Raw genomic sequence first — 25,136 nt, 5'->3', positions numbered from 1 at the left:
GGTGGAACACCCATGGACATGAATCAATATTTGGACATGTTTATTGAAGAGTCAAAGGAGCACCTGCAAGCGATCAATGCGAACTTGCTCGTTTTGGAGAATGATCCGGAAAGCACTCAGATCGTCAACGAAATATTCCGTTCCGCGCATACGCTAAAAGGTATGTCGGCGACAATGGGTTTTGAGGATATGGCGAGTCTGACCCATGAAGCGGAAAATGTGCTGGATTTAATCCGAAATGACAAGCTGAAAATCAACAGCGATATTATGGATGTGATTTTCCAAAGCGTTGACCTGATTGAAGGCATGGTCATGAATATTATGGAAGGCGGAGATGGCTCGGCAGACGTGTCACAGCCAGTTGCTAAACTGCGGGCAATCGTATCGGGGGATTTTTCTGCCATTGCGAATGTGGCAGCCCAGGAAGCAACTGCGTCAGTCGAGCAAGTCGCTGCTGGCGGCTCCGAAGACGGCAACCGCGAGTACGATCTGGACGAGTTTTCTCTTACGGTTTTGAAGCAATCGAAGGAAGCGGGCAACAACCTGTTCTGGATCAAAGTAACCTTGCAGGAGAACTGCCTGTTGAAAGCAGCCCGTGCGTATATGGTTTTTGACCAGCTGGAGTCGATGGGGGAAGTGATCAAATCGACACCTGCGGTAGAGGATTTGGAAAACGAGCGCTTTGATCTTTCCTTCGAAGTAGTCTTTGTCACGATGGAACCTTTGGAGAAAGTGAAAAAAGCAATCAGTAATATTTCGGAAATTGAGGAAGTGCTCGTAGAACCGGTTGAAATGAAGGAAGCAGGAAAGCAAGCCAAGCAAGCAGAGCAGCAGGTAGCTGCTGCAGCCGCTGCGCCTGCAGAAGTCAAAAAAGCCGAAGGACCCGCACAGAACAACACGGCCGTGAAAAAAGTGACGGCGGGCGGAAAAACGATCCGCGTAGACATCGAGAGATTGGACGTCCTGATGAACCTGTTTAGTGAGCTGGTTATCGACCGTGGGCGTTTGGAGCAGCTGGCCCGCGAACTCGGCAAGAGCGAGTTGCAGGAAACCGTTGAGCATATGAGCCGCATCAGTGGCGATTTGCAAAACATCATTCTGACGATGCGCATGGTTCCGGTCGAGCAAGTATTCAACCGTTTCCCTCGGATGATTCGCGACCTGGCAAAAGATTTAAACAAAAAAGTAAATCTGGAGATATATGGCGCGGAAACAGAGCTTGATCGGACGGTCATCGATGAAATTGGCGATCCGCTTGTTCACCTCCTGCGAAATTCGCTCGATCACGGTGTGGAATCTCCAGCCCAACGAAAGCAGGCTGGCAAGCCGGAGGAAGGAACGATTCAGCTTCGTGCCTTCCATAGCGGAAACCATGTGTTTATCGAAGTAAAAGATGACGGTGCCGGCATTAACAAAGATAAAGTTCTGAAGAAAGCGATTGAACGGGGCATCGTAAATCCGGCTAACGCAGATTCCTTGAGCGACAGGCAAATCTTTGAACTGCTGTTCTCGTCAGGCTTTAGTACCGCTGAGGTCATTTCGGACATCTCGGGACGAGGAGTCGGGCTCGACGTAGTGAAAACGAAGATTGAGTCCCTGGGCGGAAACGTAAGCGTCGACTCTGTTCGTGGACAGGGAACGACATTCCTGATCCAGCTTCCGCTCACGCTCTCGATCATCTCGGCCATGCTCGTTCAGGTTCAAAACGAGAAATACGCTGTTCCACTCAGTTCTATCATTGAAACAGCGGTATTCCGCAAAGATCAAATCATGATGGCGCATCGCCAGAAAGTCATTGATTTCCGCGGAAGAGTGGTTCCTCTCGTTTCGTTGCAGGAAATCTTCCAGATTCCGGATAACGGAGCGGACAAAGATGACGAAGTAGCAGTCGTAATCGTCCGCAAGGGTGAAAAAATGGCCGGACTTGTCGTCGATTCATTTATTGGCCAGCAAGAAATCGTCCTGAAGTCACTCGGCAAGTACCTGGTAAACGTGTTCGCCATTTCTGGGGCAACGATCCTGGGAGACGGACAAGTAGCGCTGATTATCGACTGCAACGCACTGATTAAGTAAGAGGAGGGCAGCCGTATGCTCGAGCAAAAGGAAATCATCGGAGAAGTAAAAGTCATCGTATTTCGCTTGAAAGACGAAGAATACGGAGTTGATGTAAATCAGGTCAAATCGATTGAGAAATTGGAGCATATTACCCGCGTTCCGCGAACTCCGGCATTTGTCAAAGGGGTAATCAACCTGCGCGGAGTTGTAACGCCGATTATCGACCTGCGCAATCGCTTCAGTCTGGAAGAGACAGCGTATACCGAATCGACGCGGATTATTATTGTGGCGGTTGGTGAACTGGAAGTAGGCCTGATCGTAGACGCGGCTAATGATGTGATCGATATACCGGTGAACGCGATCGAACCGCCGCCGGAGGTTGTCGGAGGAGTGGAGGCCGCCTACCTGCGCGGAGTGGCCAAGCTGGAAAAACGCCTGCTGATCCTGTTGAATCTGGATAAGGTGTTGAGCAACGAGGAAATCAAACAACTTGACTCCTTTGAGGGATAAGGGATGGAATACTTTACAAAGTTTGGCGATTTTCAATTTGACGTACTTCGGGAAGTAGGGAACATTGGCGCTGGCAACGCGGCTACTGCACTTTCCAAACTGATACAAAAAGAAATCGACATGAAGGTGCCGCAGGTAAAAATTATTCCCTTTGACGAAGTAGCGGACTGCGTCGGAGGTCCAGAGGCGGTCGTTGTTACTGTCTTTCTTCGGGTTGAGGGAGATTGTCCGGGCAACATGTTTTTCATCCTGGATATGGCTTCCGCTCGGCACGTTCTGCAGCAGATTATCGGCGAAGTGAAGGATGTAGAAGAATGGACAGAGTACGAGGCTTCCGCTCTTCATGAAATCGGCAACATCCTCACCGGTTCCTACTTGTCTTCGCTGGCTGATTTTACGAATTTGAATCTGCAGCCATCCGTACCGGCTCTGGCGATCGATATGGCGGGGGCCATTCTCAGCTACGGACTTTTGGAACTGGGACAAGCAGGGGACTTCGCGCTCACTATCGATACGGCTTTCTTTGAAGGCAATGAACAAGTCCAAGGTCACTTTTTTCTGATCCCTGATCCCGAATCCTTAAAGACATTATTTCGATCATTAGGAGTACCGTTCGATGGAGATTATTAAAATTGGGATGGCGGACCTCGGAGTTGCAAAATCTCCTGACCGATTACGGACTACAGGGTTAGGTTCATGTGTGGGAGTCGTCCTGTATGATTCTGTACATAAAGTTGCCGGGATGGCCCATGTCATGCTGCCTGAGTCCTCTCTCGGAAAAGGCGGGGAGATCGCGATCGGGAAATACGCCGATACCGCTATCCCCCGTCTCATTCAGGACATGAAGCTGGCTGGAGCATCGACGACCAACATGGTGGCAAAGCTGGCCGGCGGAGCTCAGATGTTTGCATTCCTCGGAAAGAGTGACTCGATGAGGATCGGACCGCGAAATGTAGAGGCGTGCAAAATGGCACTGCAGCAGGCAAAGATAAAAGTAGTTGCCGAGGATACAGGAGGAAATTGCGGGAGGACCATCGAGTTTGATGCGGCTACGGGTCTTCTGCAAATTCGAACCGTCAATCAAGGTGTGAAGGAAGTATAGGTATGCTGGGTACGATGTGGGTGAATACAGGGTTCGGAGCACTTGCTTCTGTCATTACGTTTTTTACGGCTTTGGCCGGAAACGTCTGGCTGGTTTCTTTGGAACGCGCCGGTTATGCATTTATCCTTTTTTTTCTTGCAGCTTTCCCGATACGTTGGCTCGTTGCTAAAATCATGGGCTCTTTCCAAGCCCCTGAGACCATGGTTCCGGCAGAAGCTGCCGAGGGGGGCGTCCCCTCGGCTTCCGGAGAGCCGGATGATCCCCAGGGAGACGGTGAATTTATACCGCTGTCTCTGGACCAAATGGGGAGCGCTCCTCTGGCGCATGATCCCACCACCGTTGCAGATGTTGTGAGGCGTTTAACTGATGAGTAAAGGTTGGTGACGAAATCGTGGCACGGCTAACCAATCAAGAAAAAGCAAGGCAGTTTGACAAATGGGTATTGTGGAAAGAAGAAGGCAGCCGGGACGCGGAGGTGGATCTGGTCACACAGTATCTCCCGTTAGTGGACAAGGTAGCCAACAGGCTTGCGATCAACCTTCCGAATAATGTGGACAAAGATGATCTGATCAGCTATGGCCGCTTTGGCTTGTTGGACGCGTTGGCCAAGTTTGATCATACCCGCGGGCTTCAGTTTGAGACGTATGCGATGTGGCGGATTCGCGGTGCCATGATCGATGGTTTGAGGGAGAACGATTGGATCCCCAGGACGGTTCGAGACAAGGCAAAGAAGATCGAAGAGGCGTATACGCTCTTGGAGCAAAAGCAACTGCGAGCGCCGACTGACTCCGAGGTTTCTTCTTACCTCGGCATTTCGGAGAAAGACTTGCAGCAGGTCTTTTATGAAACTTCACTCGCCACGATGATTTCTATAGATGAAGCTGTGGGGGAAGAAGAGGAGCAAAAGACAGCAAGGCATTCCTACATCGTCGATGAAGTGACACCGCGTCCCGATCAGGTGGCTGAATTGGCAGGCCTGAAAGAAGTGTTGACCGCCGTCATCGACAAGCTGCCGGAAAAAGAGCGTCTTGTCGTTTCCTTGTTTTACTTTGAGGAGCTGACCTTGTCGGAAATTGCAGATGTGATGAGCTTGTCACCCTCGCGTATCTCGCAGCTTCATTCCAAGGCGATATTTCGTTTGCGTTCCGCACTTGCCAGATGGAAGTCTCAGCTTGTCTAAAAGATAAATAGCTACAAATAGAAGATACAGAAAATGGGAGAAGAGGGCCCATGGTTTGAGAGGGGTAGAAAGATGGAAGCGATAGGAAACTACAAGCTCGAAGTCAAAATCTCTCAGGACAAACTGGAAGCCGGGATCATGTTGGTGATTGCCGACCAGGAGCTAGGATCGCAGCTTCGCATAACGGAGACAGAAGTGCGTGAAGTATTGCGACAACAAAAAATTACACATGGAATTCTTGATCAGGTCGTCCAAGAACTGTGCAGCAACCCGGCAAAATTTGTGAACACGTACGTTACGATCGCGAACGGAACTGCTCCTGTTGCCGGGAAGGATGGCGAGATCGAGTACACCTTTCTTGAAAAAAATCAAGACGAAAAACGGCCAAAAGAGCTGGAAGACGGACGGGTTGACTATTACAGCATTACGAACATTCCCAATGTGGCTAAAGGGCAGCTGTTGGCGCGGAAAACACCCCCAGTGCCCGGAATAGCGGGTATTGCGGTTACCGGAGAGCCCATCGTTCCTAAAGCCGGCAAGGAAGCTGTGCTGAAGCTCGGCAAAAATGTGGTGTTGAATGCAGAGAAAACGATGCTGTATTCAGCGATAGACGGTCAGGTTTCCTTTACGGACAATCATAAAGTGAATGTATTTCCTGTGTTCGAAGTCAATGGTGATGTCGATTTTAGCGTCGGGAACATCGATTTTGTGGGAACGGTGGTCATTCGCGGTAACATTCCGACTGGCTTTCGGGTGAAGGCATCAGGGGATATTCGCGTCCTCGGAAGTGTCGAGGGCGCCGAATTGGAAGCCGGAGGTTCGGTTGAGATCAAGAGTGGTATTGTCGCTCAAGACAAAGGACAAGTAATCGCCGGCAACAACGTGAAGACGTCATTTATTCAAAATGCAAATGTCACGGCAGGCAATCAAGTCCTGGTTTCGCAGAGCATCATGTTCTCCCAGGTGCGGGCGGGAAAGCAAATTATTTGTAATGGTCCAAAAGGAATCATTATTGGCGGCACGCTTCAAGCTGGAGAAAAAATAACGGCTCGTGTGATAGGCAATACGAGTGCAACGCCTACGGTTCTGGAGGTTGGCGTCAAGCCGGAGCTGCGTCTGGAATTGGCATCGATCAATAAAGAACTGCAAATTGTGTATGAAAATTTGCGCAAAACGGATCAAGGGCTGGGCGTACTAAACCAGCTCCTGCAGGTAAATGGCGAGCTTTCTCCGGAAAAGAAGACCATGCAAATCAAGCTGGCCAATACAAGGCTGATTCTGGAGAAAGAAGGAAAACAGCTCGAAGCTCGCAAAAAAGAAGTGGAAGCGGAGCTGGAGGGAGATTCACCAGCCGCCATTGATGTGTATTACACGATGTATCCTGGCATTAAAATGGTATTTGGCAAACTGGTCCGGTTTATCAAGCAGGAGTTTGCACGTACCCGCTTTCTCGTCGTTAACGGAGAGATCACGACTTCCACTCTCGTCTGAGCATAGCGATACGGAAAAAGGAGATGGCCCTGATGAGTCTCAAAACGGTTGAGTTACAGGTGGCACTGCCGCGAACCACTGAGGTTGGGCGCATTCAGGAACAATACCAGCATCGGCTAACCAACGAGCAGCATCTCCTGCAACAAGAGCAGAAAGGGATAGACCAACAAAAAAGTCAGCGTGCAGCAGAGGTCAACGAGACAGATAAAAACCAGCTGAGGGATAAAGAGCGACAAGACCAGCAGGGCAGCAAGGAGTCGGCGTTGGAAGCCTCTACAAAACAGGCGGCACAATCTCCCGGAAATGGCGGCACCGCGTCTGGGGAAGTGGCGATGCGCGACCCTCTTCGCGGACGTTACATCGACATATCCTTGTAACCTTACCATCAAGAAGAAAATGAAGGAAGTATAGGTGACTACAATGAATGGGTCTTATTATATTTTGGCAGGGGCAGGGGTGGCAATCATGGTGCTGGCCCTGCTGTTTTCTTCCAGACGTTCAAAAAGGGATCGCATGCCAGCCGCTCCACAACTGAATATAGAGGAAGTGGAGGCAACGCTCCAGCGTTTTGTCCTGCAAATCAAGCAAGAGAAAGAAGCTGAGAGTGAAGCGTTCTACAAGTCGAATGCACAACTCAAGAAAGAACTGGCTGATGCGAAAGGGCGACTGGACAAAGTGGAGCGGGAATTGGCTGAACTGCGTACCGCCCGTCGGCAGCCGGCAAGTCCAGACCAGCAGGAGTCCTCCGGAGAGGCGGCGGATGTGCTTTCCATGCGTGAGCGCTATCGGCGCGTATTCGAATTGATGCAAGAAGGACTGGGGCCTGACGAGATTGCAAAAAGGCTGGGGGCAGGCAGAGGAGAGATCGATTTGATCTTGTCATTGGCCAAGCCGCGGGAGGCAGGAGCGGCCAATGAATAAGCGCGATATCTTTTTTGGATTCGGGGCCGGTCTCCTCGTGGCAGCATCGATTTTGGGAATTACAACACAAAAGGAAGCCCCGGGAACCCACCAGTCCTTGACGAAGGAACAGCTGGAGACAGCTGCAGAAGAGCTGCAACTGGTCGTTCTTTCTAAGGAAGAGTTCAATCAGCTGCAACAAGAAAAAAAGATTGAGCTCCAACCGCTGCCAACCCCGCCAAAGAAGCCTTCTGCCCCTGTTTCATCGACACCGGATCAGCCGCAAGCGGGAAAGCCTGAGAAACCCGAAGCAGCACTGCCGCAAGCGCCGGTGAGAGCAAAGGAACCAAAAAGCGAGACCTCGGTCATGCCCACTGCCGAAACTGCTGATCCAAGCAAGCCGCAGCAGCCTGTTCCGGCGGATAGTTCTCAGGTGTCCGTGCCGACAGAGCCCTTGCCAAAAGAGACGAAGACGATCCAGATTCCATATAAAGCGACGGCGGAAAGTGTCGAGCGCACATTGGTGGACGCAGGGATTTTGGAACCCGACAACCAGTTTGTAGAAACGTTGAAAAAACAGAACAAACTCAATCGCATACGTGTCGGCACGTATCAGATTCCCCTCGGGGCAAGCGAAGCTGACATCGTGTCCATCATCGCGACGCCTCCGAAAAAGTGAGGCGATTTTTTTTGCGGGAAATGGGATTGGTTTCTTGCAATCGTTTAGGTCATATGATATATTCATTAACGGTGTTGAATTCGCACGTCCACCAATTCCGGCAATGGTGCTGCCAGATTGGCAGTTTTGTTTGGAAAATGCGGTGAGGCGGAGGTAAGCACAAAAAAACCATTTTTTAAGGAGGTGTGAAAATATGGCAGTGATTTCGATGAAACAGCTCCTCGAGGCTGGTGTACACTTCGGTCACCAAACTCGCCGCTGGAACCCGAAAATGGCACGCTATATCTTCACCGAACGTAACGGCATCTACATTATTGACCTGCAAAAAACCGTGAAAAAAGTTGAGGAAGCGTACAACTTTGTACGTGAACTCGCTCAAAACGGCGGAAAAGTGCTCTTCGTTGGAACGAAGAAACAAGCACAAGAATCCGTAAAAGAAGAAGCAATCCGTACAGGCCACTACTACATCAACCAACGCTGGCTGGGTGGTACGCTGACGAACTTCTCTACGATTAAAAAACGTACTGCTCGCCTTGCTGAGCTGAACCGTATGGAAGAAGACGGTACTTTCGCAGTTCTGCCGAAGAAAGAAGTTATCGTTCTTCGCAAGGAAAAAGAGCGTTTGGAAAAATTCCTGGGCGGTATCGCTCACATGGAAGAACTGCCAGACGCGCTGTTCGTAATCGATCCGCGCAAAGAGCGCATCGCAGTAGCAGAAGCTCGCAAATTGGGTATCCCAATCGTTGCGATTGTAGATACTAACTGCGATCCGGATGAAATCGACTACGTGATCCCAGGTAACGACGATGCCATCCGCGCTGTTAAGCTGCTGACTTCCAAAATGGCTGACGCTCTGGTTGAAGGCAACCAAGGCGGCGAACAAGCTACAACAACTGCGTAAGCAAGTGTATGAGGGTGGACTGAGGGTTTCAGAACCCCGTCCACCCTTTTTAACACCTATACTTAGATTCGACTTTCCCAAGGAGGTTCTACGATATGGCAATCAGTGCACAAGCGGTGAAAGAACTGCGCGAGCGTACAGGCGCAGGGATGATGGACTGCAAACGCGCTCTCGAAGAAACGAACGGTGACATGGAAAAAGCGATTGACCTTCTCCGTGAACGCGGAATCGCGAAGGCTGCGAAAAAAGCGGGCCGCATCGCAGCAGAAGGCTTGACTTCCTGCGCTGTAGCCGGCAACGTTGCGGCAATCGTGGAAGTAAACTGTGAAACAGACTTCGTAGCGAAAAACCCTGAGTTCCAAGAGCTGGTGAAGGACATCGCTGAGCACGTTGTATCCCAACGTCCTGCGAGCGTAGAAGCTGCTCTGGAGCAGCCGTTCAAAGGCCAAGGAGAAACTCTCGGCCACATGATCAACGAAAAAATCTCCACCATCGGAGAAAACATTTCCTTCCGTCGCTTCTCCATCCTGGAGAAATCCGATAACGGCGTGTTCGGTAGCTACCTGCACATGGGCGGCCGCATCGGTGTTGTAGTCGTCCTCGAAGGAACTACAGACGAAACGCTGGCAAAAGACCTGGGTATGCACGCAGCTGCATCCAACCCGCGTTTTGCCAACCGTGAGGAAGTATCTCAAGACGAGATCGAGCGCGAGCGCGAAGTACTGAAAAACCAAGCTCTGGCTGAGGGCAAACCGGCAAATATCGTAGAAAAAATGGTAGAAGGCCGCCTCTCCAAATACTTTGAAGAGTACGTAATGGTTGAGCAGCCATTCGTTAAAGATCCAGACAAAAAAGTTGCCGCTCTGCTGAAAGAAAAAGGCGCTACTTTGAAGGGCTTTGTCCGTTATCAAGTGGGCGAAGGCATCGAGAAAAAACAAGAAGACTTTGCCGCTGAAGTAATGGCGCAAGTTAATAAACAGTAATGACCGTAAAAATAGGGAACACCTGCGTGTTCCCTATTTTATAAGAGCAGGCGGATCGCCGCTAGGCACGTATTGCCCGGTGATCGGAAAAGTCGCTCGGCTAGCTGGGAGGATTCCGGTAAAGCACAGAGAATGTTTCATGAATGGAGGCCGTTTCACATGCCACTTCCTGCCTATAAACGGGTTGTGTTAAAGTTGAGTGGGGAAGCTCTGGCGGGAGACATCGGGTACGGGATTGACCCGAAGGTGATTTTCTCCATCGCCAACCAGATTAAGGAAATTGTAGAATTGGGAGTACAAGTTGCAGTTGTTGTCGGTGGTGGAAATATCTGGCGCGGACTCTCAGGCAGCTCCAAAGGCATGGATCGGGCCACAGCCGATTACATGGGGATGCTTGCAACCATTATGAACTCGCTCGCTCTGCAGGATGGATTAGAAAAAGTGAACGTCCCGACTCGTGTACAAACGTCCATCGAAATGAGGCAAGTAGCCGAACCATACATACGCCGCAGGGCAATACGCCATCTGGAGAAACAACGAGTGGTCATATTTGCCGCAGGTACGGGGAATCCCTATTTTTCCACAGATACGACGGCTGCGTTGCGGGCCGCCGAAATCGAAGCTGAAGTCATTCTGATGGCTAAAAACAAAGTAGACGGTGTCTATTCCGCTGATCCGAGCATTGACCCAACAGCAGTGAAGTACGACAAGCTCACGTTCCTCGAAGTGTTAAGCAAGGGTCTGGGCGTAATGGATTCCACGGCATCGAGCCTCTGCATGGATAATGACATTACATTGATTGTCTTTAATATTTCTGAAGAAGGCAATATTCGTCGCGCCGTTATGGGTGAAAAGATCGGAACATTGGTTAAGGGGGAATAATACATGCCGCAAACCGTATTGAAAGATATGGAAGAACGTATGAGCAAAGCCATCAGCACACTAAAAAAAGATCTTGCCAGCCTGCGTGCGGGTCGTGCAAACCCGGCCATTTTGGATAAGATTGTGGTGGATTACTACGGAACACCGACACCGATCAGCCAATTGGCTAATATCAGTGTGCCGGAACCGCGCATGCTGACCATCCAGCCATGGGATAAGTCTTCCTTAAAGGAAATTGACAGAGCGATTCAGCAATCCGACCTCGGTTTGACTCCTTCCAACGACGGGACAATCATTCGCATTGTGATCCCGCCGCTTACAGAAGAGCGCCGCAAGGAATTGGTCAAGGTAGCGAACAAGAGCGGGGAAGAAGCGAAAGTAGCGATTCGGAACATCCGCCGCGATGCCAACGATGACATCAAAAAGCTGGAAAAGGGCGGAACGATATCCGAAGATGAGTCCCGCCGCCATCAGGAGACGATTCAAAAGGCGACTGACAAGTACATCGCTGAAGTCGATAAGATCGTCAAGGAAAAGGAAAAGGACATTCTGGAAGTTTAATGCATGATCCCCCTCATCTGAGGGGGATGAATGTCTATATCTCTCATTTTGGGGGAACACTTTATGTTAGAACATCTCGCGCGCAAGTTGACTCGAAAAGAAAAACAGGGGTCATCCGTAGAGTTTGACAGCTCCGGACCAGTCCCGAACCACTTGGCCGTAATTATGGACGGGAACGGACGCTGGGCCAAAATGCGGAATCTTCCCAGGATTGCCGGACACAGGGCAGGGATGAAGACGGTAAAAGAGATCGTCAAAGCATCCGATGAAATTGGCGTCAAGTATTTAACCATGTATGCATTTTCTACCGAGAACTGGAAGCGACCCAGAGAAGAAGTAGACTTTTTGATGAAACTGCCGCAGGAATTTTTGTCGACAGAATTGGAAGAATTGATCGAACGCAACGTTCAGATTCGAATGGTCGGCAGCAAAGACGAATTGCCTGCACATACGCTGAAAGCGCTGGAAACAGCGGAGGAGCGGACGAAGCAAAACACGGGGCTGCAGTTGATTTTTGCCCTTAATTACGGGGGACGAAAGGAAATTGCCTTAGCAGTAAAAGATATAGGTACCCGTTTGCAAGCGGGTGAGATCGACCTGGAACAATTGGACGAAGAGATGATTTCCCGACATTTGTACACGAGTGACATCCCAGATCCAGACCTGTTGATACGCACCAGTGGAGAACTTCGTTTGAGCAACTTTATGTTGTGGCAGCTGGCCTACACGGAATTGTGGTTCACCGATGTGCTTTGGCCCGATTTTACCAGGGAACATTTATATCAAGCGATTGCTGAATACCAGGGCAGAGCTCGTCGCTACGGAGCGGTATAAGCCGAGAGGTGGAATCAGTTGAAGCAGCGGATCATTACAGGCCTCATTGGTGGGGCAGGCTTTTTGTTATTGGTTTATTTAGGGGACCATTGGTTCTCGTTGCTCGTATTTTTCTTGGCCGTTATAGGCCTTTTTGAATTTTTGCGGATGGCAAAGGTTCAACCGCTGAGTGTGGCAGGGGTACTGGCGTATCTGCTCATGATCAGCCTGTTGTGGCCGTCTCTTTCCTTTACGAAAGAGACAGGAGTCATACTGCCTGATCTGGTACTGCCCGTAACCCTTCTTTTGCTTTTGTACGCGGTCTTTCGGAAAAATCAGTTTCACATTGAACACGCCGCCCTTGCATTGGTGGGGGCGTTATACATAGGCTATGGCTTTGCCTATATGGCTGCGCTGCGCAATTTGCCAGACACAGGGCTGATGCTTACAGTTCTCGTTATCCTGGGAATATGGGCAACAGATTCAGGAGCGTATTTCATGGGAAAAGCCATCGGCAAGCGGAAGCTTTGGCCTGCAATTAGTCCGAACAAAACGATTGAGGGAGCCGCAGGCGGCTTGCTTGCGGCTGTTCTTGTCGTTATGGCAGTAAACGTATGGATTGGCGGAATCTCTTTGGACAAGGCGCTGATCATTGCCCTCGTCAGTGGGATTGCGGGTCAGCTTGGCGATTTGGTTGAGTCCGCGATCAAACGTCATTTTGAAGTAAAAGATTCAGGACAAATCATCCCTGGACACGGGGGAGTTCTTGACCGTTTTGACAGCATGATTCTTGTCTTTCCGGTTTTGCATTTACTGGGCATTGTCTAACGGGAAAAGCCATATAGAAAGTATATAGAGGGTGAAGCGTTTGAAACGAATATCGCTCTTGGGCTCAACAGGCTCCATCGGCAAAAGCACGCTCGACGTGGTGTCTCAACATCCGGAGGAGTTTAGCGTAGTCGCGATGGCAGCCGGGTCCAATATCGAACTGCTGGCTGAACAGATCGAACAGTTCAGGCCGGAACTGGTCTCTGTAGGAAACGCTCAAGCGGCCAAAGAATTGCAGGGACGTCTGGGGAACAGCCGGGTCGAGATTATGTACGGAGAAGCGGGATTAGAGGAGACGGCGAAGCATGCTGAGGCCAATTTCGTAATGACGGCAGTGGTCGGAAGCATCGGAGTTGCGCCTACACTCGCTGCCATAGAAGCTGGCAAGACCATCGGTTTGGCCAACAAGGAAACGCTTGTCAGCGCTGGCCATATCGTGATGAAAGCAGCCAGGGACAGAGGTGTGCAGATCATTCCGGTCGACAGCGAACACTCGGCAATCTTTCAGTGTTTGCAAGGGGAGCGTCGCGAGGATATCGCCCGCATCATTTTGACAGCTTCAGGCGGGTCATTTCGCCATTTGAGCCGGGAGGAGCTGGCCGATGTGACTGTGGAGCAGGCTTTGCATCATCCGAACTGGAGCATGGGCTCCAAAATCACGATCGATTCGGCGACGATGATGAACAAGGGCTTTGAGGTCATCGAGGCTCATTGGCTCTTCGACCTTCCTTATGAACAGATCGAATGTGTTCTCCATTATGAGAGCATCATTCACTCTATGGTAGAATACAAAGACCGGGCTGTCATGGCACAACTGGGTACGCCCGATATGCGCGTGCCGATCCAGTATGCGCTGAGCTATCCGAAAAGAATGCCGCTTGGTACGGAACCGCTCGATCTGGTGAAGAGCGGCACGCTTCATTTTGCACCAATGGATTTTGACCGCTATCCTCTGTTACAATTGGCGTATGAGTGCGGAAGAGTAGGCGGGACTCACCCCACTGTATTGAACGCTGCAAATGAGGTGGCTGTAGACAGCTTTTTGCGAGGAAGCATCGCATTTCTGGAGATTGAAAAGATCGTTCGCCAAACGTGCGAAGCCCATCAGGGCACGAGTCATCCTTCTCTGGAAGAAATTTTGGCAGCCGACCAGTGGGCACGCGATCAGGCTGCGAGCTGTCTGGGCGTTAACAAGCGTTAAAAACGGAATGAAAGGTGGCTGTTCTCTTGCCTTTTCCCAACTTGGATTCAGTGGAATCAATTCTCGCGATAGTCATCGTGTTCGGTGTACTTGTCTTTGTGCACGAGCTTGGTCATTTTCTGTTGGCAAAACGGGCCGGCATTTTGTGCCGGGAGTTTGCACTTGGAATGGGACCAAAGATTTTTAGCGTAAAGCGAGGAGAAACAGAATACACACTGCGGCTGCTGCCGATTGGCGGGATGGTACGCATGGCGGGGGAGGACCCTGAGCTGGACGTTCTGAAGCCGCACATGGAAGTGACCTTGGAGCGAGATCCGGTGGGGAAGGTAACCCGCATCCTGCTGGATGGCCCAAATGGTGAAGGCAAAGGTGCGGTAACAGGTACAATTGTCGATTTCGACCTGGAGAAAGCATTGTCCATCGTTCTGGAAACAGACGGAGAACAACGCACTTTTTCGGTGCATCCGCAAGCCCAGCTCGTAAAAGACGGTCATGAGGTGCAAATCGCCCCGTTGGACCGCCAGTTTAAAGGAAAGACGGTTATGCAGCGCTTCTGGGCAATCTTTGCGGGCCCTGCTGCAAACTTTTTGCTCGCTTTCGTGTTGTTTATCGTCATCGGACTCGTTTATGGAGTACCTGTAAATGAGCCCGTGCTGGGCGAGATCATCCAGGGAGGACCGGCAGCACAGGCGGGATTGCAATCAGGAGACAAGGTTATTACGATTCAGGGACAGCCTGTATCGACATGGAGAGAAATGGTGGAGATCGTCAGCAAATCGCCGGACAAGCAACTGGAAATCGTTGTTGATCGGGGAGGACAGATGATCAATGCCATGGTCCATGTCAAGAACGAGGAGAATGTCGGGAAGATCATGGTGGGCAACGCTGTCACCTACGCTCCGGCGCAAGTGCTTCAGTATGGCGGAAAATCGACATACGAGTTTACCACGATGATTTTGACGAGTATCGGCATGCTCTTTACAGGTTCAGTGGGATTGAACGATCTTAGCGGACCAGTCGGAATCTTTAAGATGACCGGCGAATTTGCTCAGCAAGGCTTGGCGATCCTGATGAAATGGGCAGCTGTCCTGAGTATTAACCTGGGACTGATCAACCTGCTTCCTTTGCCTGCTTTGGACGGAGGCAGACTCGCCTTCCTGCTGATCGAAGCCCTGCGGGGAAGACCGCTTGATCCGCATAAGGAAGGGATGGTACACTTCCTTGGGTTTGCCTTTTTGATGTTGTTGATTTTGGTTGTGACATGGAACGATTTACACCGATTGTTTACAGAATAAAGCAGTGTTCACAGGCTGTTTGACAAACATAAAGGATGGTGCCCTATGTACAAGCGTGAGGAGACCAAACCGGTATTTGTGGGAGGCGTACAAATCGGCGGACAAAAAAGTGTTGTCATTCAATCGATGACAACCGCTGATACACGGGACGTAGAAGGGACGCTGGCACAGATTCAGCGGCTCTATGACGCAGGCTGCCAAATTGTTCGTCTGGCGGTTATCAACGAGGATGCGGCCCGTTCCATCAAAGCGATTAAAGAACGTTCTCCACTCCCGCTAGTGGCAGATATTCACTTTGACTATAAACTGGCGCTGATCGCCCTGGAGAGTGGAATTGACAAAATCCGCATCAATCCGGGGAATATCGGTTCAAAAGAGAAGACGAAAGCGGTCGTGGAAGCATGCCGTGAGCGCAATGTTCCGATCCGGATCGGGGTGAACTCCGGTTCCGTGGAAAAACGGCTGTTGGAAAAATACGGCTACCCATCTCCGGAAGCAATCGTGGAGAGCGCAATGGATCACGTGCACATTCTGGAAGAGCTCAATTACGACAACATCGTCATTTCACTGAAGTCTTCCGATGTTCCGACCATGATCCAGACGTACTCTTTGATGGCGCAGAAGCGCAATTATCCGCTGCACGTCGGAGTGACCGAAGCCGGGACACAGTTCTCTGGTAGCATCAAATCCGCTGTCGGGATCGGTACAGTGCTGTCAATGGGTATCGGCGATACGATCCGGGTTTCGCTGACCGCTGATCCGGTTGAGGAAATCAAGGTAGCTAAGCAAATTTTGCGCAGCCTTGAGATTGTGAACAACGATCCGGTCGTAATCGCTTGCCCGTCTTGCGGACGTTGTGCGATCGATCTGATCGGACTTGCAACCAAGGTGGAGGATGCTGTTTCTACACTCAAAACACCTTTGAAAATCGCCGTAATGGGATGCGCGGTAAATGGTCCCGGCGAAGCGCGGGAAGCGGACGTAGGTGTTGCCGGCGGTAATGGCGAAGGCCTGATCTTCCGAAACGGCGAAATTGTACGGAAGGTAAAAGAAACGGAATTGTTCGAGGAATTGATGAAAGAAATCAATGAAATCGTGGAAGAGAAAAAGACCACCCAGGTCGGCTAGACCCTCTGCAACGTGAAGGAGGACACGTGTGTGTTAAAGCAAAGTCAGATGTTGATTCCTACTCTGCGGGAAGTCCCGTCGGATGCGGAAATTGCCAGTCATAAACTGCTGCTCCGTGCAGGCATGGCGCGGCAGTTAGCTTCAGGCATTTATACCTATCTGCCGCTTGCGCTCAGGACCCTGCAAAAAATTCAGGCAATCGTTCGCGAAGAAATGAACCGGGCAGGCGGACAGGAATTGCTTATGCCAGCCATGCAGCCGGCAGAGCTGTGGCACCAAACCGGCCGCTGGGATGTGTACGGGCCGGAGCTGGTACGCTTGAAAGACCGTCATGATCGATCCTTTGCACTCGGCCCCACTCACGAAGAAGTGATTACGAGCCTGGTCAGAGACGAGATCAACTCCTACAAAAAACTGCCGATCAATCTGTATCAGATTCAGACGAAGTTCCGCGACGAGGTCCGCCCTCGCTTTGGTCTGATCCGCAGCCGGGAGTTTATCATGAAGGATGCGTATTCATTCGACACGACGCAGGAAGGGCTGGATAAGAATTTCCAAGCGATGTACGATGCCTACACACGCATTTTCACGAGGGTAGGTCTGAACTTCCGTGCAGTCGAAGCTGACGCGGGAGCGATTGGCGGAAAAGGCACCTATGAATTTATGGCGCTTTGCGATATCGGTGAAGATACGATCGCCTATTCGGAAAATGGCGACTATGCAGCCAATCTGGAAAAAGCGGAAGTGGTGTACAAGCCTTCAGCGAAGCCGCAGGGAGATACGCCGGCGGTTGAGAAGGTGCACACGCCTGATGTAAAAACAATTGAACAGTTGACGCAAGCTCTCGATGTTGAGGCCAGCCGGATTATCAAAAGTCTCGTTTACCGAGTGGATGAGAAGCTGGTCATGGTCCTGGTACGCGGGGATCACGAGATCAACGAGGTGAAATTGAAAAATCTGTATGATGCTACCCATGTCGGCTTGGCTTCAGAGCAGGACATTTTGGCGGCGATTGGAACACCTGTTGGCTTTGTCGGGCCAGTCGGTGTAGACCAGGAGAAGCTGGAGATCATCGCCGACAACTTTGTTCAGGATGTTGCCGACGGCGTAGCTGGTGCCAACGAGAAGGACTACCATCTCGTTCATGTGCAGGCTGGCCGCGATTTTACCGTCTCCCGCTATGCTGACCTGCGCAACATTATGGAGGGAGATGAATGCCCCCGCGGCGGCGGCTTGATCAAGTTTGCCCGCGGCGTGGAAGTGGGGCACGTCTTTAAGCTCGGCACGAAATACTCTACAGCCATCGGCGCGACCTATCTGGATGAAAACGGCCGAAGCCAGCCGATGATCATGGGCTGCTACGGCATCGGCGTGTCTCGTACACTGGCAGCTGCGATCGAGCAAAACAATGATGAACACGGGATCATTTGGCCTGTGTCGATCGCGCCGTTCCACGTCCATGTCATTCCGGTAAACGCCAAAGTCGAAGCGCAGCGACTGATCAGCGAGGAGATTACCGAAGCACTGGAGGCAGCCGGTGTTGAAGTGCTGTATGATGATCGTCCGGAACGAGCCGGCGTCAAATTCAAAGATGCGGATTTGATCGGACTGCCGCTTCGCATTACTGTTTCTGACAAGGCCTCAGAAGAGGGGCTGGTGGAGGTGCGGGTGCGCCGGACAGGCGAAACGCATGAAGTGAAACGAACCGAACTGGTATCGTTTGTCAAATCGCTTCTCGCCCGTGTGGACAGTACAGGTGCGGAACTGTTTTAAGTCCTAAAATCAAGCAGGAACTTGCACGGATTTTGTCGAATTAGTCGGGGTACGCCCCCTTGTGATGGGGGAGTATCCCTTTTTTATTTCTTTTGTTCGCTCCTTGCGAAAAAGGGAGACATTTTCGGGTAAGATCGGGAGATTGAGGTGGAAGAGACCGTGAATCGGTTACAAGAACAAAAACATCGCTTCTCACTGTTGGTTAAGCAGATGGACCTGCCAACTGATTGGGTGGAGCGATTTTTTCTTGATGCACATATCGACAAATTGGAGCTGTATCGTCAAAACAAGGAATGGGTCTTTCATTTTACACTTCCTCGCTTGCTTCCGGCTGATGTTTTCAAGGCGTTTTCCGAGCGGCTCAAGCAAACGTTCTCGCATCTGGCTTCGGTGGACGCCCGTTTCCGTTATCACGAGCAGCCATCCGTAGAATTTGCCGTTCAGGAATATTGGGATGTACTGCTCGCAAATTTGGAGCAAAGCCTCAATTCGTTGGCAGTCACTCTGCGTACGGCGCGCAAGCAGGTAGAGCAGCAGGAAGTCAAAATTTACTTGCCGACGGAGATGGCCGTAGAGATGGCCAAACGCAAACGGGCCGATAGTGAATTGGCGTCGTCGTTTGAAAAAGCGACAAGCTGTGTTCCCCGTTTTGCCTTTATTGCAGAAGAAAGCGATGAGGCGTACAAGGCCTTTGTGGAACAGCGCGAAGAAGAAGAACGTGCGCTGGTCGAAGTGGTCATGAGTGCTGTCCAGCAGGAGAAGGACAGCAAGGGAAGCGACCAGACGGAAGCAATCACTACGTTGATGATCGGCTATGACATCAAGGATGCGCCGATTCCGATCTGCGAAATACAGGAAGAGGAACGCCGTGTCGTGATCCAAGGTACGGTGTTCAATGTTGAGGTCAAGGAGCTGCGTAGCGGCAGACATCTCCTGACGTTCAACGTAACAGACTACACAGACTCGTTGACCGTCAAAATCTTCTCGCGCGACAAAGAGGACGTCAAAATGCTGGAGGCGCTCAAGGACGGCATGTGGGTGAAGGTTCGCGGAAGCGTCCAGCACGATACGTTCCTGCGCGAATTGGTCATGATGGCCAATGACGTCAATCAAATCGAGCAGGTAAGCAGGAAAGATACTTCGCCGGAGAAAAGGGTGGAGCTGCACTGCCACACGCCGATGAGTGCGCTTGATGCCGTCGCATCGGTCAAATCTCTCATTTCAACTGCTGCCAAGTGGGGACACAAAGCGATTGCCGTAACGGATCACGGTGTTGTACAGTCCTTCCCGGAGGCATACAGCATTGCCAAAAAGAACAACATCAAATGCATTCTCGGCATGGAGGCGTATGTCGTAGAGGACGGTGTCGACATCATCTACAATTTGACGCCGGAGAGTGATTTGCCGATCGACGAAAAGACGGAGTATGTCGTATTTGATACCGAGACAACCGGGTTGAACGCAGCCGAACATACGATTATCGAGATCGCCGCCGTAAAAATGCGCGGTCTGGAAATTGTGGACAAATGGACAGAGCTGATTGATCCACAGTTGGAAATCGGGCCCAAAACGACAGAGATCACAGGGATTACCAACGAGATGCTGCGCGGAAAAGACACCCTGGAAGTTGTCCTTCCCCGCTTTAAAGAGTTTGCCGGCAATGCAGTGCTCGTCGCCCACAACGCGGAGTTTGACAAGAACTTTATCAATGCCTGCGCAAAGCGGATCGGCATGGAGCCGTGGAGCAATCCGTTTTTGGACACTCTGCCGCTGGCCCGCATGATGTATAAAGGGATGCGAAACTACCGCCTGGGTACGCTGGCAAAACGCTTCAACGTTGAATTGATCAACGCTCACCGCGCTTTGGACGATACTGTCGCATTGGCGCACGTGTTCCAGTATATGCTCAAAGATATGCGAGAAGCCGGGATTCAAAGCCTCATGGACCTCAACGAGCGGAGCAATGCCGAAGTCGATTACAAGAGCGGAAGACCGTTTCATGCAACCATTTTGGTCAAAAACAAAGCCGGGCTGAAAAACTTGTACAAGCTGGTCAGCAAATCCCATGTGGAAACCTTCTACCGGGTGCCACGCATCCAGCGGAGCCAGCTCGTAAAATTCCGCGAAGGCTTGCTTATAGGGACCGCTTGCAAAGACGGCGAGCTGATGCAGTCGATTCTGCGCGGGAAATCGAGGGAAGAGTTGAAAGAAGTGGCAGCTTTTTACGATTACCTGGAACTGCAGCCCATCGCCCATTACGCGCCGCTGCTCAGAAATGAGGAAATTCCCTCGCTGGAAACGATGAAAGGCTATCACAAGATGATCGTGGAAATCGGGAAAGAGCTGGGAAAACCGGTGGTGGCGACCGGGGACGTTCATTTTCTCAACCCGCAGGATGATATTTTCCGGGATGTATTCTTGCTCTCGCAGGGCTCCCACGATGCCGGCAACCAGCCGCCGCTGTATTTGATGACGACCGATGAGATGCTGGAGGCTTTTCAATTCCTCGGGGAAGATATCGCCCGCGAAGTGGTCATCACCGCCCCGAATGAAATTGCCGACAGTATTGAAGAGGTCTCGCCGATCCCGGATTCGCTGTACACGCCGATCATCGAAGGGGCCGATGATGAGCTCCGTCAGATGTGCTATGACAAGGCCAAGAGACTGTACGGAGATCCGCTGCCTGAAATTGTTGAGAGTCGGCTGGAAAAAGAGCTGACGAGCATTATCAAGCACGGTTTTGGGGTCATTTACCTTATCTCGCAGCGACTCGTGACCAAATCGCTCTCTGACGGCTATCTCGTCGGATCACGGGGATCGGTCGGTTCATCCTTTGTTGCGACCATGTCCGACATTACCGAGGTAAATCCGCTGCCTCCGCATTACCGTTGCCCGGAGTGCAAGCACAGCGAGTTTATTACGGACGGTTCGATCGCTTCCGGTTTTGACCTGCCTGACAAGGAATGTCCCTCCTGCGGGCATAAGCTGGCAAAAGACGGACAGGACATCCCGTTTGAAACGTTTCTTGGCTTTAAGGGGGACAAGGTCCCCGATATTGACTTGAACTTTTCTGGCGAATACCAGCCGCGGGCGCACAAATACACGCAAGAGCTGTTCGGTGTGGACTATGTGTACCGTGCCGGTACGATCGGCACGGTTGCGGAAAAAACAGCGTACGGCTATGTCCGCAAATATGCGGACGAGCGAGGAATGACTCTCAGAAATGCAGAGATTGCGCGACTGGTAAACGGATGTACCGGGGTAAAACGGACGACCGGCCAGCACCCGGGAGGGATTATCGTCGTACCGTCCTATATGGAGATCGAGGATTTTTGCCCGATTCAGTTTCCGGCGGATGACAACGAGTCCGAGTGGAGAACGACGCATTTTGACTTCCACTCCATCCATGACAACCTGCTGAAGCTCGACATTCTTGGACACGATGACCCGACCGTTATTCGGATGCTTCAGGACTTGACCGGAATCGATCCAAAAACCATTCCGCTGGATGACAAAGCGACGATGTCGATTTTTAGCTCGACAGAAGCGTTGAATGTAACGCCGGAGCAGATTCGCACGAACATGGGGACACTCGGTATTCCGGAGTTCGGTACGAAGTTTGTCCGGCAGATGCTTGAGGATACGAAGCCGACGACCTTCGCCGAGCTTGTGCAGATTTCCGGTCTTTCACACGGAACCGACGTCTGGCTGAACAACGCCCAGGACCTGATTCGCAGCGGAACGTGCAGACTGCCGGAAGTTATTGGTTGCCGGGACGATATCATGGTTTATTTGATCTACAAAGGTCTTGAGCCATCCCGGGCCTTTAAAATCATGGAGTCGGTCCGTAAAGGAAAAGGGGTTCCCGAGGAAGATCAGGAAGAGATGCGCAAGAACAATGTGCCTGAATGGTATATTCAATCTTGTCAAAAGATCAAGTACATGTTCCCGAAAGCGCATGCGACCGCTTACGTCATGATGGCTGTCCGCATCGCCTATTTCAAGGTGCATCGCCCGCTTGAATTCTACGCGACGTACTTTACGGTACGCGCTGACGACTTCGACATTCCGTTGATGGTAAAAGGTTCCTCGGCGATTCGCCAAAAGATCGAAGAGATCGAGGGCAAAGGGCATGACGCACAGCCGAAAGAAAAGTCGCTCTTGACTGTTTTGGAGATGGCTCTCGAAATGGTAGAACGCGGTTTCAAATTTGCCAATGTGGACTTGTACCGCTCGGATGCCACCAAGTTCCTCATTGACGGCGACAAGCTGATCGCGCCTTTCAATGCCTTGCCTGGGCTTGGTACGAACGCCGCTATCGGGATCGTAAAAGCCAGAGAGGAAGGGGAGTTTCTGTCCAAAGAGGACCTGCTCACCCGCTCCCGCATTTCCAAAACCATTCTGGAATATTTGGAAGAACAAGGAGCGCTTCAGGGATTGCCAGAATCCAATCAGCTCTCCCTGTTCTAAAAAATAGGAGAGGGTTTGGCGACCTTCCCAAGCCGGTTCGGACAGGTTTCATAGCCGCGGTTGTCAACAAAGGGCTGTTATGCTATAATTTTTTTGGAAATACTGGTTATTACGAACGCAGATCGAGAGTGGGGAAACCCACTCTTTCTTTCTGGCTGAACTTAATGCTTCATTTGACAAGGAGGTACTTGCTTGAGCAAGGTAACAGACATCGTCACCGACCTGGTAACTCCCATTCTCGACGAGCTGGGTCTGGAACTGGTTGACATCGAGTACAAAAAAGAAGGCAGCAACTGGTTTCTGCGCGTGTTCATCGACAATGAAACAGGAAGCATCGACATCGATGACTGCGGCCTTGTCAGCGAGCGGCTAAGCCAGCGGCTGGACGAAGTGGACCCGATCCCGACCGCATACTTCCTGGAAGTATCTTCACCGGGAGCAGAGCGTCCTCTGCGAAAAGAAAGCGATTTTCGCAAAGCTGTTGGCAGGCACGTACATATCACGACAAAGGAGCCGATCGAAGGCGAAAGCACTTTCGAAGGCGAGCTGATTTCCTTTGAAGATGGTAAGCTGACAGTGAAAGAGCAGAAAAAAACGCAAGTCATTGCACTGGAGCAAATTGACACAGCCCGAATGGCGATTGTCTTTTAATACTGTGGTCTGTGGGTAAAGGAGGAGGCAACGAAAATCATGAACGCCGATTTTATCGAGGCATTGGAAGCCATTGAGAGAGAAAAGGGAATCTCCAAAGATATACTGATTGAGGCAATTGAAGCTGCTCTCATTTCGGGATACAAACGAAATTTTAATTCTGCCCAAAACGTACGTGTCGACGTCAATCGTCACTCGGGGCAGGTTCGGGTTTTTGCGCGCAAAACCGTTGTGGAGGAAGTGCTTGACCCGCGCTTGGAGATTTCCTTGGAGGCATCACAGGAGATCGACCCCAATTTCCGCCTGGATGACATCGTCGAAATCGAGGTAACCCCGCGGGATTTTGGACGCATCGCTGCGCAAACGGCGAAGCAGGTGGTTACCCAACGCATCCGCGAAGCAGAGCGCGGCTTGATTTACAGCGAGTTCATCGAACGCGAAGACGACATCGTGACTGGTGTTGTGCAGCGTATGGACCAACGCAACTACTACATTGACCTGGGAAAAGCGGAAGCGGTCATGCCGATTACGGAAAAAATGCCGACTGACGATTTTAAATCCCAGGATCGGGTAAAGGCATACATTATCAAGGTAGAAAAGACCACAAAAGGACCGCAAATCGTCGTGTCCCGTACACATCCAGGTCTGCTCAAGCGTCTGTTCGAGCTGGAAGTGCCGGAAATCTACGACGGTGTGGTTGAGATCAAGTCGGTTGCCCGCGAGGCGGGAGACCGTTCCAAAATTGCCGTTCATTCCATCAATCCTGACGTCGATCCGGTCGGCGCTTGCGTAGGCCCGAAAGGTCTTCGCGTTCAGACAATCGTGAACGAATTGAAGGGCGAAAAAATTGATATTGTCCGCTGGTCGGAGGACCCGGCTGAATACGTGGCCAACTCGCTGAGCCCGGCAAAGGTGCTCCATGTAGAAGTGAACGCGGCGGAAAAAGTAACACGGGTGATCGTTCCTGATTATCAGCTTTCGCTTGCCATCGGAAAACGCGGACAAAACGCTCGTCTCGCCGCCAAACTGACTGGCTGGAAAATCGACATCAAGAGCGAATCTCAGGCAGACCAAGAAGGCATCGTCTATCCGAAAGCGGAGGAAGGCGATGAGGGGGCGGATTGGGTATAACCATGAAGCAAAAGAAAATCCCTTTGCGAAAGTGCATCGTTTGTCAGGAAATGTTTCCAAAAAAAGAACTGGTACGTGTCGTACGTACGCCGCAGGAAGAGATCATTATTGATCCGACCGGCAAGGCGGCAGGACGCGGGGCGTATGTTTGCCGTCAGGAGAGCTGCCTGAAGCCGGATACATTTGCAGCAGGTAAATGGAAAAAAGTGTTGGAACGAGCCCTCAACATGTCTGTCACCCAGGAACAGTACGATGCGTTTCGTGAAAAATGGCTGGAGATGATGGGACAATGATCCCCAAGGCAGCGCAAATGTTGGGATTGGCGATGCGGGCCCGCAAGGTCATTACCGGAGAAGGATTGGTCGTCGAGGCCGTTCGGAACGGAAAAGCCAAACTGGTGCTTCTCGCTGCCGATGCCTCTGCCAATACATCCAAAAAAGTGCAGGACAAGTGCGCCCATTATGGTGTGCCGTGTGTATCAGCAACAGACCGCTATGAGCTTGGCCGTGCAATCGGCAAGGATGAGCGTGTAACGATTGCCGTAACAGACGGAAAACTGGCGGAAAGTATACAGCGTCTGCTCACCTAATTCAGAAGGGGTG

At 51.2% G+C, this 25,136-nt stretch carries 25 protein-coding genes; all 25 read left to right on the top strand.

From position 1 onward, the window contains the following. Positions 1-12: 12 nt before the first annotated feature. The 25 genes from NST37_RS14935 to NST37_RS14815 all read left to right on the top strand — a co-directional run bounded on the left by NST37_RS14935 (position 13) and on the right by NST37_RS14815 (position 25,123). Positions 13-2,073, top strand: a complete 2,061-nt coding sequence (locus NST37_RS14935; RefSeq protein ID WP_003385870.1) for a chemotaxis protein CheA — start codon at positions 13-15, stop codon at positions 2,071-2,073. A gap of 15 nt (positions 2,074-2,088) precedes the next feature. Beyond that, complete coding sequence (locus NST37_RS14930; protein ID WP_003385869.1) at positions 2,089-2,565, top strand: chemotaxis protein CheW; 477 nt, start codon at positions 2,089-2,091, stop codon at positions 2,563-2,565. Between the two features lie 3 nt (positions 2,566-2,568). Continuing rightward, positions 2,569-3,195 carry a chemotaxis protein CheC gene (locus NST37_RS14925; RefSeq protein ID WP_003385868.1) on the top strand — a complete coding sequence of 209 codons (627 nt, stop codon included), beginning with the start codon at positions 2,569-2,571 and terminating at the stop codon, positions 3,193-3,195. Next, positions 3,182-3,667 (top strand): chemotaxis protein CheD, encoded by a 486-nt coding sequence (locus NST37_RS14920; RefSeq protein WP_003385867.1) that lies wholly within the window; start codon positions 3,182-3,184, stop codon positions 3,665-3,667. Before NST37_RS14925 ends, NST37_RS14920 begins: the two co-directional genes overlap by 14 nt. Before the next feature lie 2 nt (positions 3,668-3,669). Beyond that, entirely contained in the window at positions 3,670-4,041 is a 372-nt protein-coding gene (locus tag NST37_RS14915) for a hypothetical protein (RefSeq protein WP_003385866.1), read from the top strand. A gap of 17 nt (positions 4,042-4,058) precedes the next feature. After that, a complete protein-coding gene (locus NST37_RS14910; RefSeq protein WP_003385865.1) occupies positions 4,059-4,847 on the top strand; it encodes a FliA/WhiG family RNA polymerase sigma factor in 789 nt (262 codons plus the stop codon). A gap of 72 nt (positions 4,848-4,919) precedes the next feature. Beyond that, positions 4,920-6,338 (top strand): FapA family protein, encoded by a 1,419-nt coding sequence (locus NST37_RS14905; RefSeq protein WP_003385864.1) that lies wholly within the window; start codon positions 4,920-4,922, stop codon positions 6,336-6,338. 32 nt (positions 6,339-6,370) lie between these two features. Further along, on the top strand, positions 6,371-6,715 hold the full coding sequence (locus NST37_RS14900) for a hypothetical protein (RefSeq protein ID WP_003385863.1): 345 nt from the start codon (positions 6,371-6,373) through the stop codon (positions 6,713-6,715). Between the two features lie 43 nt (positions 6,716-6,758). Beyond that, entirely contained in the window at positions 6,759-7,259 is a 501-nt protein-coding gene (locus NST37_RS14895) for a hypothetical protein (protein ID WP_003385861.1), read from the top strand. Then, positions 7,252-7,917, top strand: coding sequence for a hypothetical protein (locus NST37_RS14890; protein ID WP_024983831.1), 666 nt, complete (start codon positions 7,252-7,254; stop codon positions 7,915-7,917). Before NST37_RS14895 ends, NST37_RS14890 begins: the two co-directional genes overlap by 8 nt. A 193-nt stretch (positions 7,918-8,110) precedes the next feature. Beyond that, complete coding sequence (gene rpsB / locus NST37_RS14885) at positions 8,111-8,818, top strand: 30S ribosomal protein S2 (protein ID WP_003385859.1); 708 nt, start codon at positions 8,111-8,113, stop codon at positions 8,816-8,818. Between the two features lie 95 nt (positions 8,819-8,913). Further along, positions 8,914-9,801, top strand: coding sequence for a translation elongation factor Ts (gene tsf / locus NST37_RS14880; protein ID WP_003385858.1), 888 nt, complete (start codon positions 8,914-8,916; stop codon positions 9,799-9,801). A 159-nt stretch (positions 9,802-9,960) separates the two neighbouring features. Further along, the gene (pyrH, locus tag NST37_RS14875; protein WP_003385857.1) at positions 9,961-10,683 is read left to right on the top strand and encodes a UMP kinase; all 723 of its coding nucleotides are present in this window, start codon (positions 9,961-9,963) and stop codon (positions 10,681-10,683) included. 3 nt (positions 10,684-10,686) lie between these two features. After that, the gene (gene frr, locus NST37_RS14870; protein ID WP_003385856.1) at positions 10,687-11,244 is read left to right on the top strand and encodes a ribosome recycling factor; all 558 of its coding nucleotides are present in this window, start codon (positions 10,687-10,689) and stop codon (positions 11,242-11,244) included. Between the two features lie 63 nt (positions 11,245-11,307). Next, positions 11,308-12,078, top strand: a complete 771-nt coding sequence (locus tag NST37_RS14865) for an isoprenyl transferase (protein WP_003385855.1) — start codon at positions 11,308-11,310, stop codon at positions 12,076-12,078. An 18-nt stretch (positions 12,079-12,096) separates the two neighbouring features. Further along, positions 12,097-12,885 carry a phosphatidate cytidylyltransferase gene (locus NST37_RS14860; protein ID WP_003385854.1) on the top strand — a complete coding sequence of 263 codons (789 nt, stop codon included), beginning with the start codon at positions 12,097-12,099 and terminating at the stop codon, positions 12,883-12,885. 40 nt (positions 12,886-12,925) lie between these two features. Beyond that, positions 12,926-14,086: a 1-deoxy-D-xylulose-5-phosphate reductoisomerase gene (locus tag NST37_RS14855; protein WP_031932907.1), complete on the top strand. Its 1,161-nt coding sequence runs from the start codon at positions 12,926-12,928 to the stop codon at positions 14,084-14,086. A 26-nt stretch (positions 14,087-14,112) separates the two neighbouring features. Continuing rightward, a complete protein-coding gene (gene rseP, locus NST37_RS14850) occupies positions 14,113-15,381 on the top strand; it encodes an RIP metalloprotease RseP (protein WP_003385852.1) in 1,269 nt (422 codons plus the stop codon). A gap of 45 nt (positions 15,382-15,426) precedes the next feature. Continuing rightward, positions 15,427-16,509, top strand: coding sequence for a flavodoxin-dependent (E)-4-hydroxy-3-methylbut-2-enyl-diphosphate synthase (ispG, locus tag NST37_RS14845; protein WP_003385851.1), 1,083 nt, complete (start codon positions 15,427-15,429; stop codon positions 16,507-16,509). A gap of 30 nt (positions 16,510-16,539) precedes the next feature. Next, entirely contained in the window at positions 16,540-18,282 is a 1,743-nt protein-coding gene (locus NST37_RS14840) for a proline--tRNA ligase (protein WP_279041871.1), read from the top strand. Between the two features lie 159 nt (positions 18,283-18,441). Beyond that, positions 18,442-22,752: a PolC-type DNA polymerase III gene (locus tag NST37_RS14835; RefSeq protein ID WP_031932904.1), complete on the top strand. Its 4,311-nt coding sequence runs from the start codon at positions 18,442-18,444 to the stop codon at positions 22,750-22,752. A gap of 192 nt (positions 22,753-22,944) precedes the next feature. Then, positions 22,945-23,403 carry a ribosome maturation factor RimP gene (gene rimP / locus NST37_RS14830; RefSeq protein WP_003385847.1) on the top strand — a complete coding sequence of 153 codons (459 nt, stop codon included), beginning with the start codon at positions 22,945-22,947 and terminating at the stop codon, positions 23,401-23,403. A gap of 39 nt (positions 23,404-23,442) precedes the next feature. Beyond that, positions 23,443-24,534 carry a transcription termination factor NusA gene (gene nusA / locus NST37_RS14825; protein ID WP_003385846.1) on the top strand — a complete coding sequence of 364 codons (1,092 nt, stop codon included), beginning with the start codon at positions 23,443-23,445 and terminating at the stop codon, positions 24,532-24,534. Positions 24,535-24,536: 2 nt separating this feature from the next. After that, the gene (locus NST37_RS14820) at positions 24,537-24,827 is read left to right on the top strand and encodes a YlxR family protein (RefSeq protein WP_003385845.1); all 291 of its coding nucleotides are present in this window, start codon (positions 24,537-24,539) and stop codon (positions 24,825-24,827) included. After that, on the top strand, positions 24,824-25,123 hold the full coding sequence (locus tag NST37_RS14815) for a YlxQ family RNA-binding protein (RefSeq protein WP_003385844.1): 300 nt from the start codon (positions 24,824-24,826) through the stop codon (positions 25,121-25,123). The genes NST37_RS14820 and NST37_RS14815 overlap by 4 nt, the downstream gene beginning before the upstream one ends. The last annotated feature ends 13 nt before the right edge of the window (positions 25,124-25,136 follow it).

Source organism: Brevibacillus sp. FSL K6-6036 (assembly GCF_037964015.1).
GTDB classification, from domain to species: Bacteria; Bacillota; Bacilli; order Brevibacillales; family Brevibacillaceae; genus Brevibacillus; species Brevibacillus borstelensis.
This window is presented reverse-complemented; position numbering and strand designations above follow the sequence as displayed.

Excerpts from the sequence above, each read along its gene's own strand:
- NST37_RS14930 (WP_003385869.1), top strand. The coding sequence starts at position 2,089 with ATGCTCGAGCAAAAGGAAATCATCGGAGAAGTAAAAGTCATCGTATTT.
- frr (WP_003385856.1), top strand. The coding sequence starts at position 10,687 with ATGCCGCAAACCGTATTGAAAGATATGGAAGAACGTATGAGCAAAGCC.
- ispG (WP_003385851.1), top strand. The coding sequence starts at position 15,427 with ATGTACAAGCGTGAGGAGACCAAACCGGTATTTGTGGGAGGCGTACAA.
- nusA (WP_003385846.1), top strand. The coding sequence starts at position 23,443 with ATGAACGCCGATTTTATCGAGGCATTGGAAGCCATTGAGAGAGAAAAG.
- NST37_RS14925 (WP_003385868.1), top strand. The coding sequence starts at position 2,569 with ATGGAATACTTTACAAAGTTTGGCGATTTTCAATTTGACGTACTTCGG.
- NST37_RS14895 (WP_003385861.1), top strand. The coding sequence starts at position 6,759 with ATGAATGGGTCTTATTATATTTTGGCAGGGGCAGGGGTGGCAATCATG.
- NST37_RS14820 (WP_003385845.1), top strand. The coding sequence starts at position 24,537 with ATGAAGCAAAAGAAAATCCCTTTGCGAAAGTGCATCGTTTGTCAGGAA.
- rpsB (WP_003385859.1), top strand. The coding sequence starts at position 8,111 with ATGGCAGTGATTTCGATGAAACAGCTCCTCGAGGCTGGTGTACACTTC.
- NST37_RS14905 (WP_003385864.1), top strand. The coding sequence starts at position 4,920 with ATGGAAGCGATAGGAAACTACAAGCTCGAAGTCAAAATCTCTCAGGAC.
- NST37_RS14900 (WP_003385863.1), top strand. The coding sequence starts at position 6,371 with ATGAGTCTCAAAACGGTTGAGTTACAGGTGGCACTGCCGCGAACCACT.
- NST37_RS14815 (WP_003385844.1), top strand. The coding sequence starts at position 24,824 with ATGATCCCCAAGGCAGCGCAAATGTTGGGATTGGCGATGCGGGCCCGC.
- tsf (WP_003385858.1), top strand. The coding sequence starts at position 8,914 with ATGGCAATCAGTGCACAAGCGGTGAAAGAACTGCGCGAGCGTACAGGC.
- NST37_RS14935 (WP_003385870.1), top strand. The coding sequence starts at position 13 with ATGGACATGAATCAATATTTGGACATGTTTATTGAAGAGTCAAAGGAG.
- NST37_RS14890 (WP_024983831.1), top strand. The coding sequence starts at position 7,252 with ATGAATAAGCGCGATATCTTTTTTGGATTCGGGGCCGGTCTCCTCGTG.
- NST37_RS14865 (WP_003385855.1), top strand. The coding sequence starts at position 11,308 with ATGTTAGAACATCTCGCGCGCAAGTTGACTCGAAAAGAAAAACAGGGG.
- NST37_RS14920 (WP_003385867.1), top strand. The coding sequence starts at position 3,182 with ATGGAGATTATTAAAATTGGGATGGCGGACCTCGGAGTTGCAAAATCT.
- pyrH (WP_003385857.1), top strand. The coding sequence starts at position 9,961 with ATGCCACTTCCTGCCTATAAACGGGTTGTGTTAAAGTTGAGTGGGGAA.
- NST37_RS14915 (WP_003385866.1), top strand. The coding sequence starts at position 3,670 with ATGCTGGGTACGATGTGGGTGAATACAGGGTTCGGAGCACTTGCTTCT.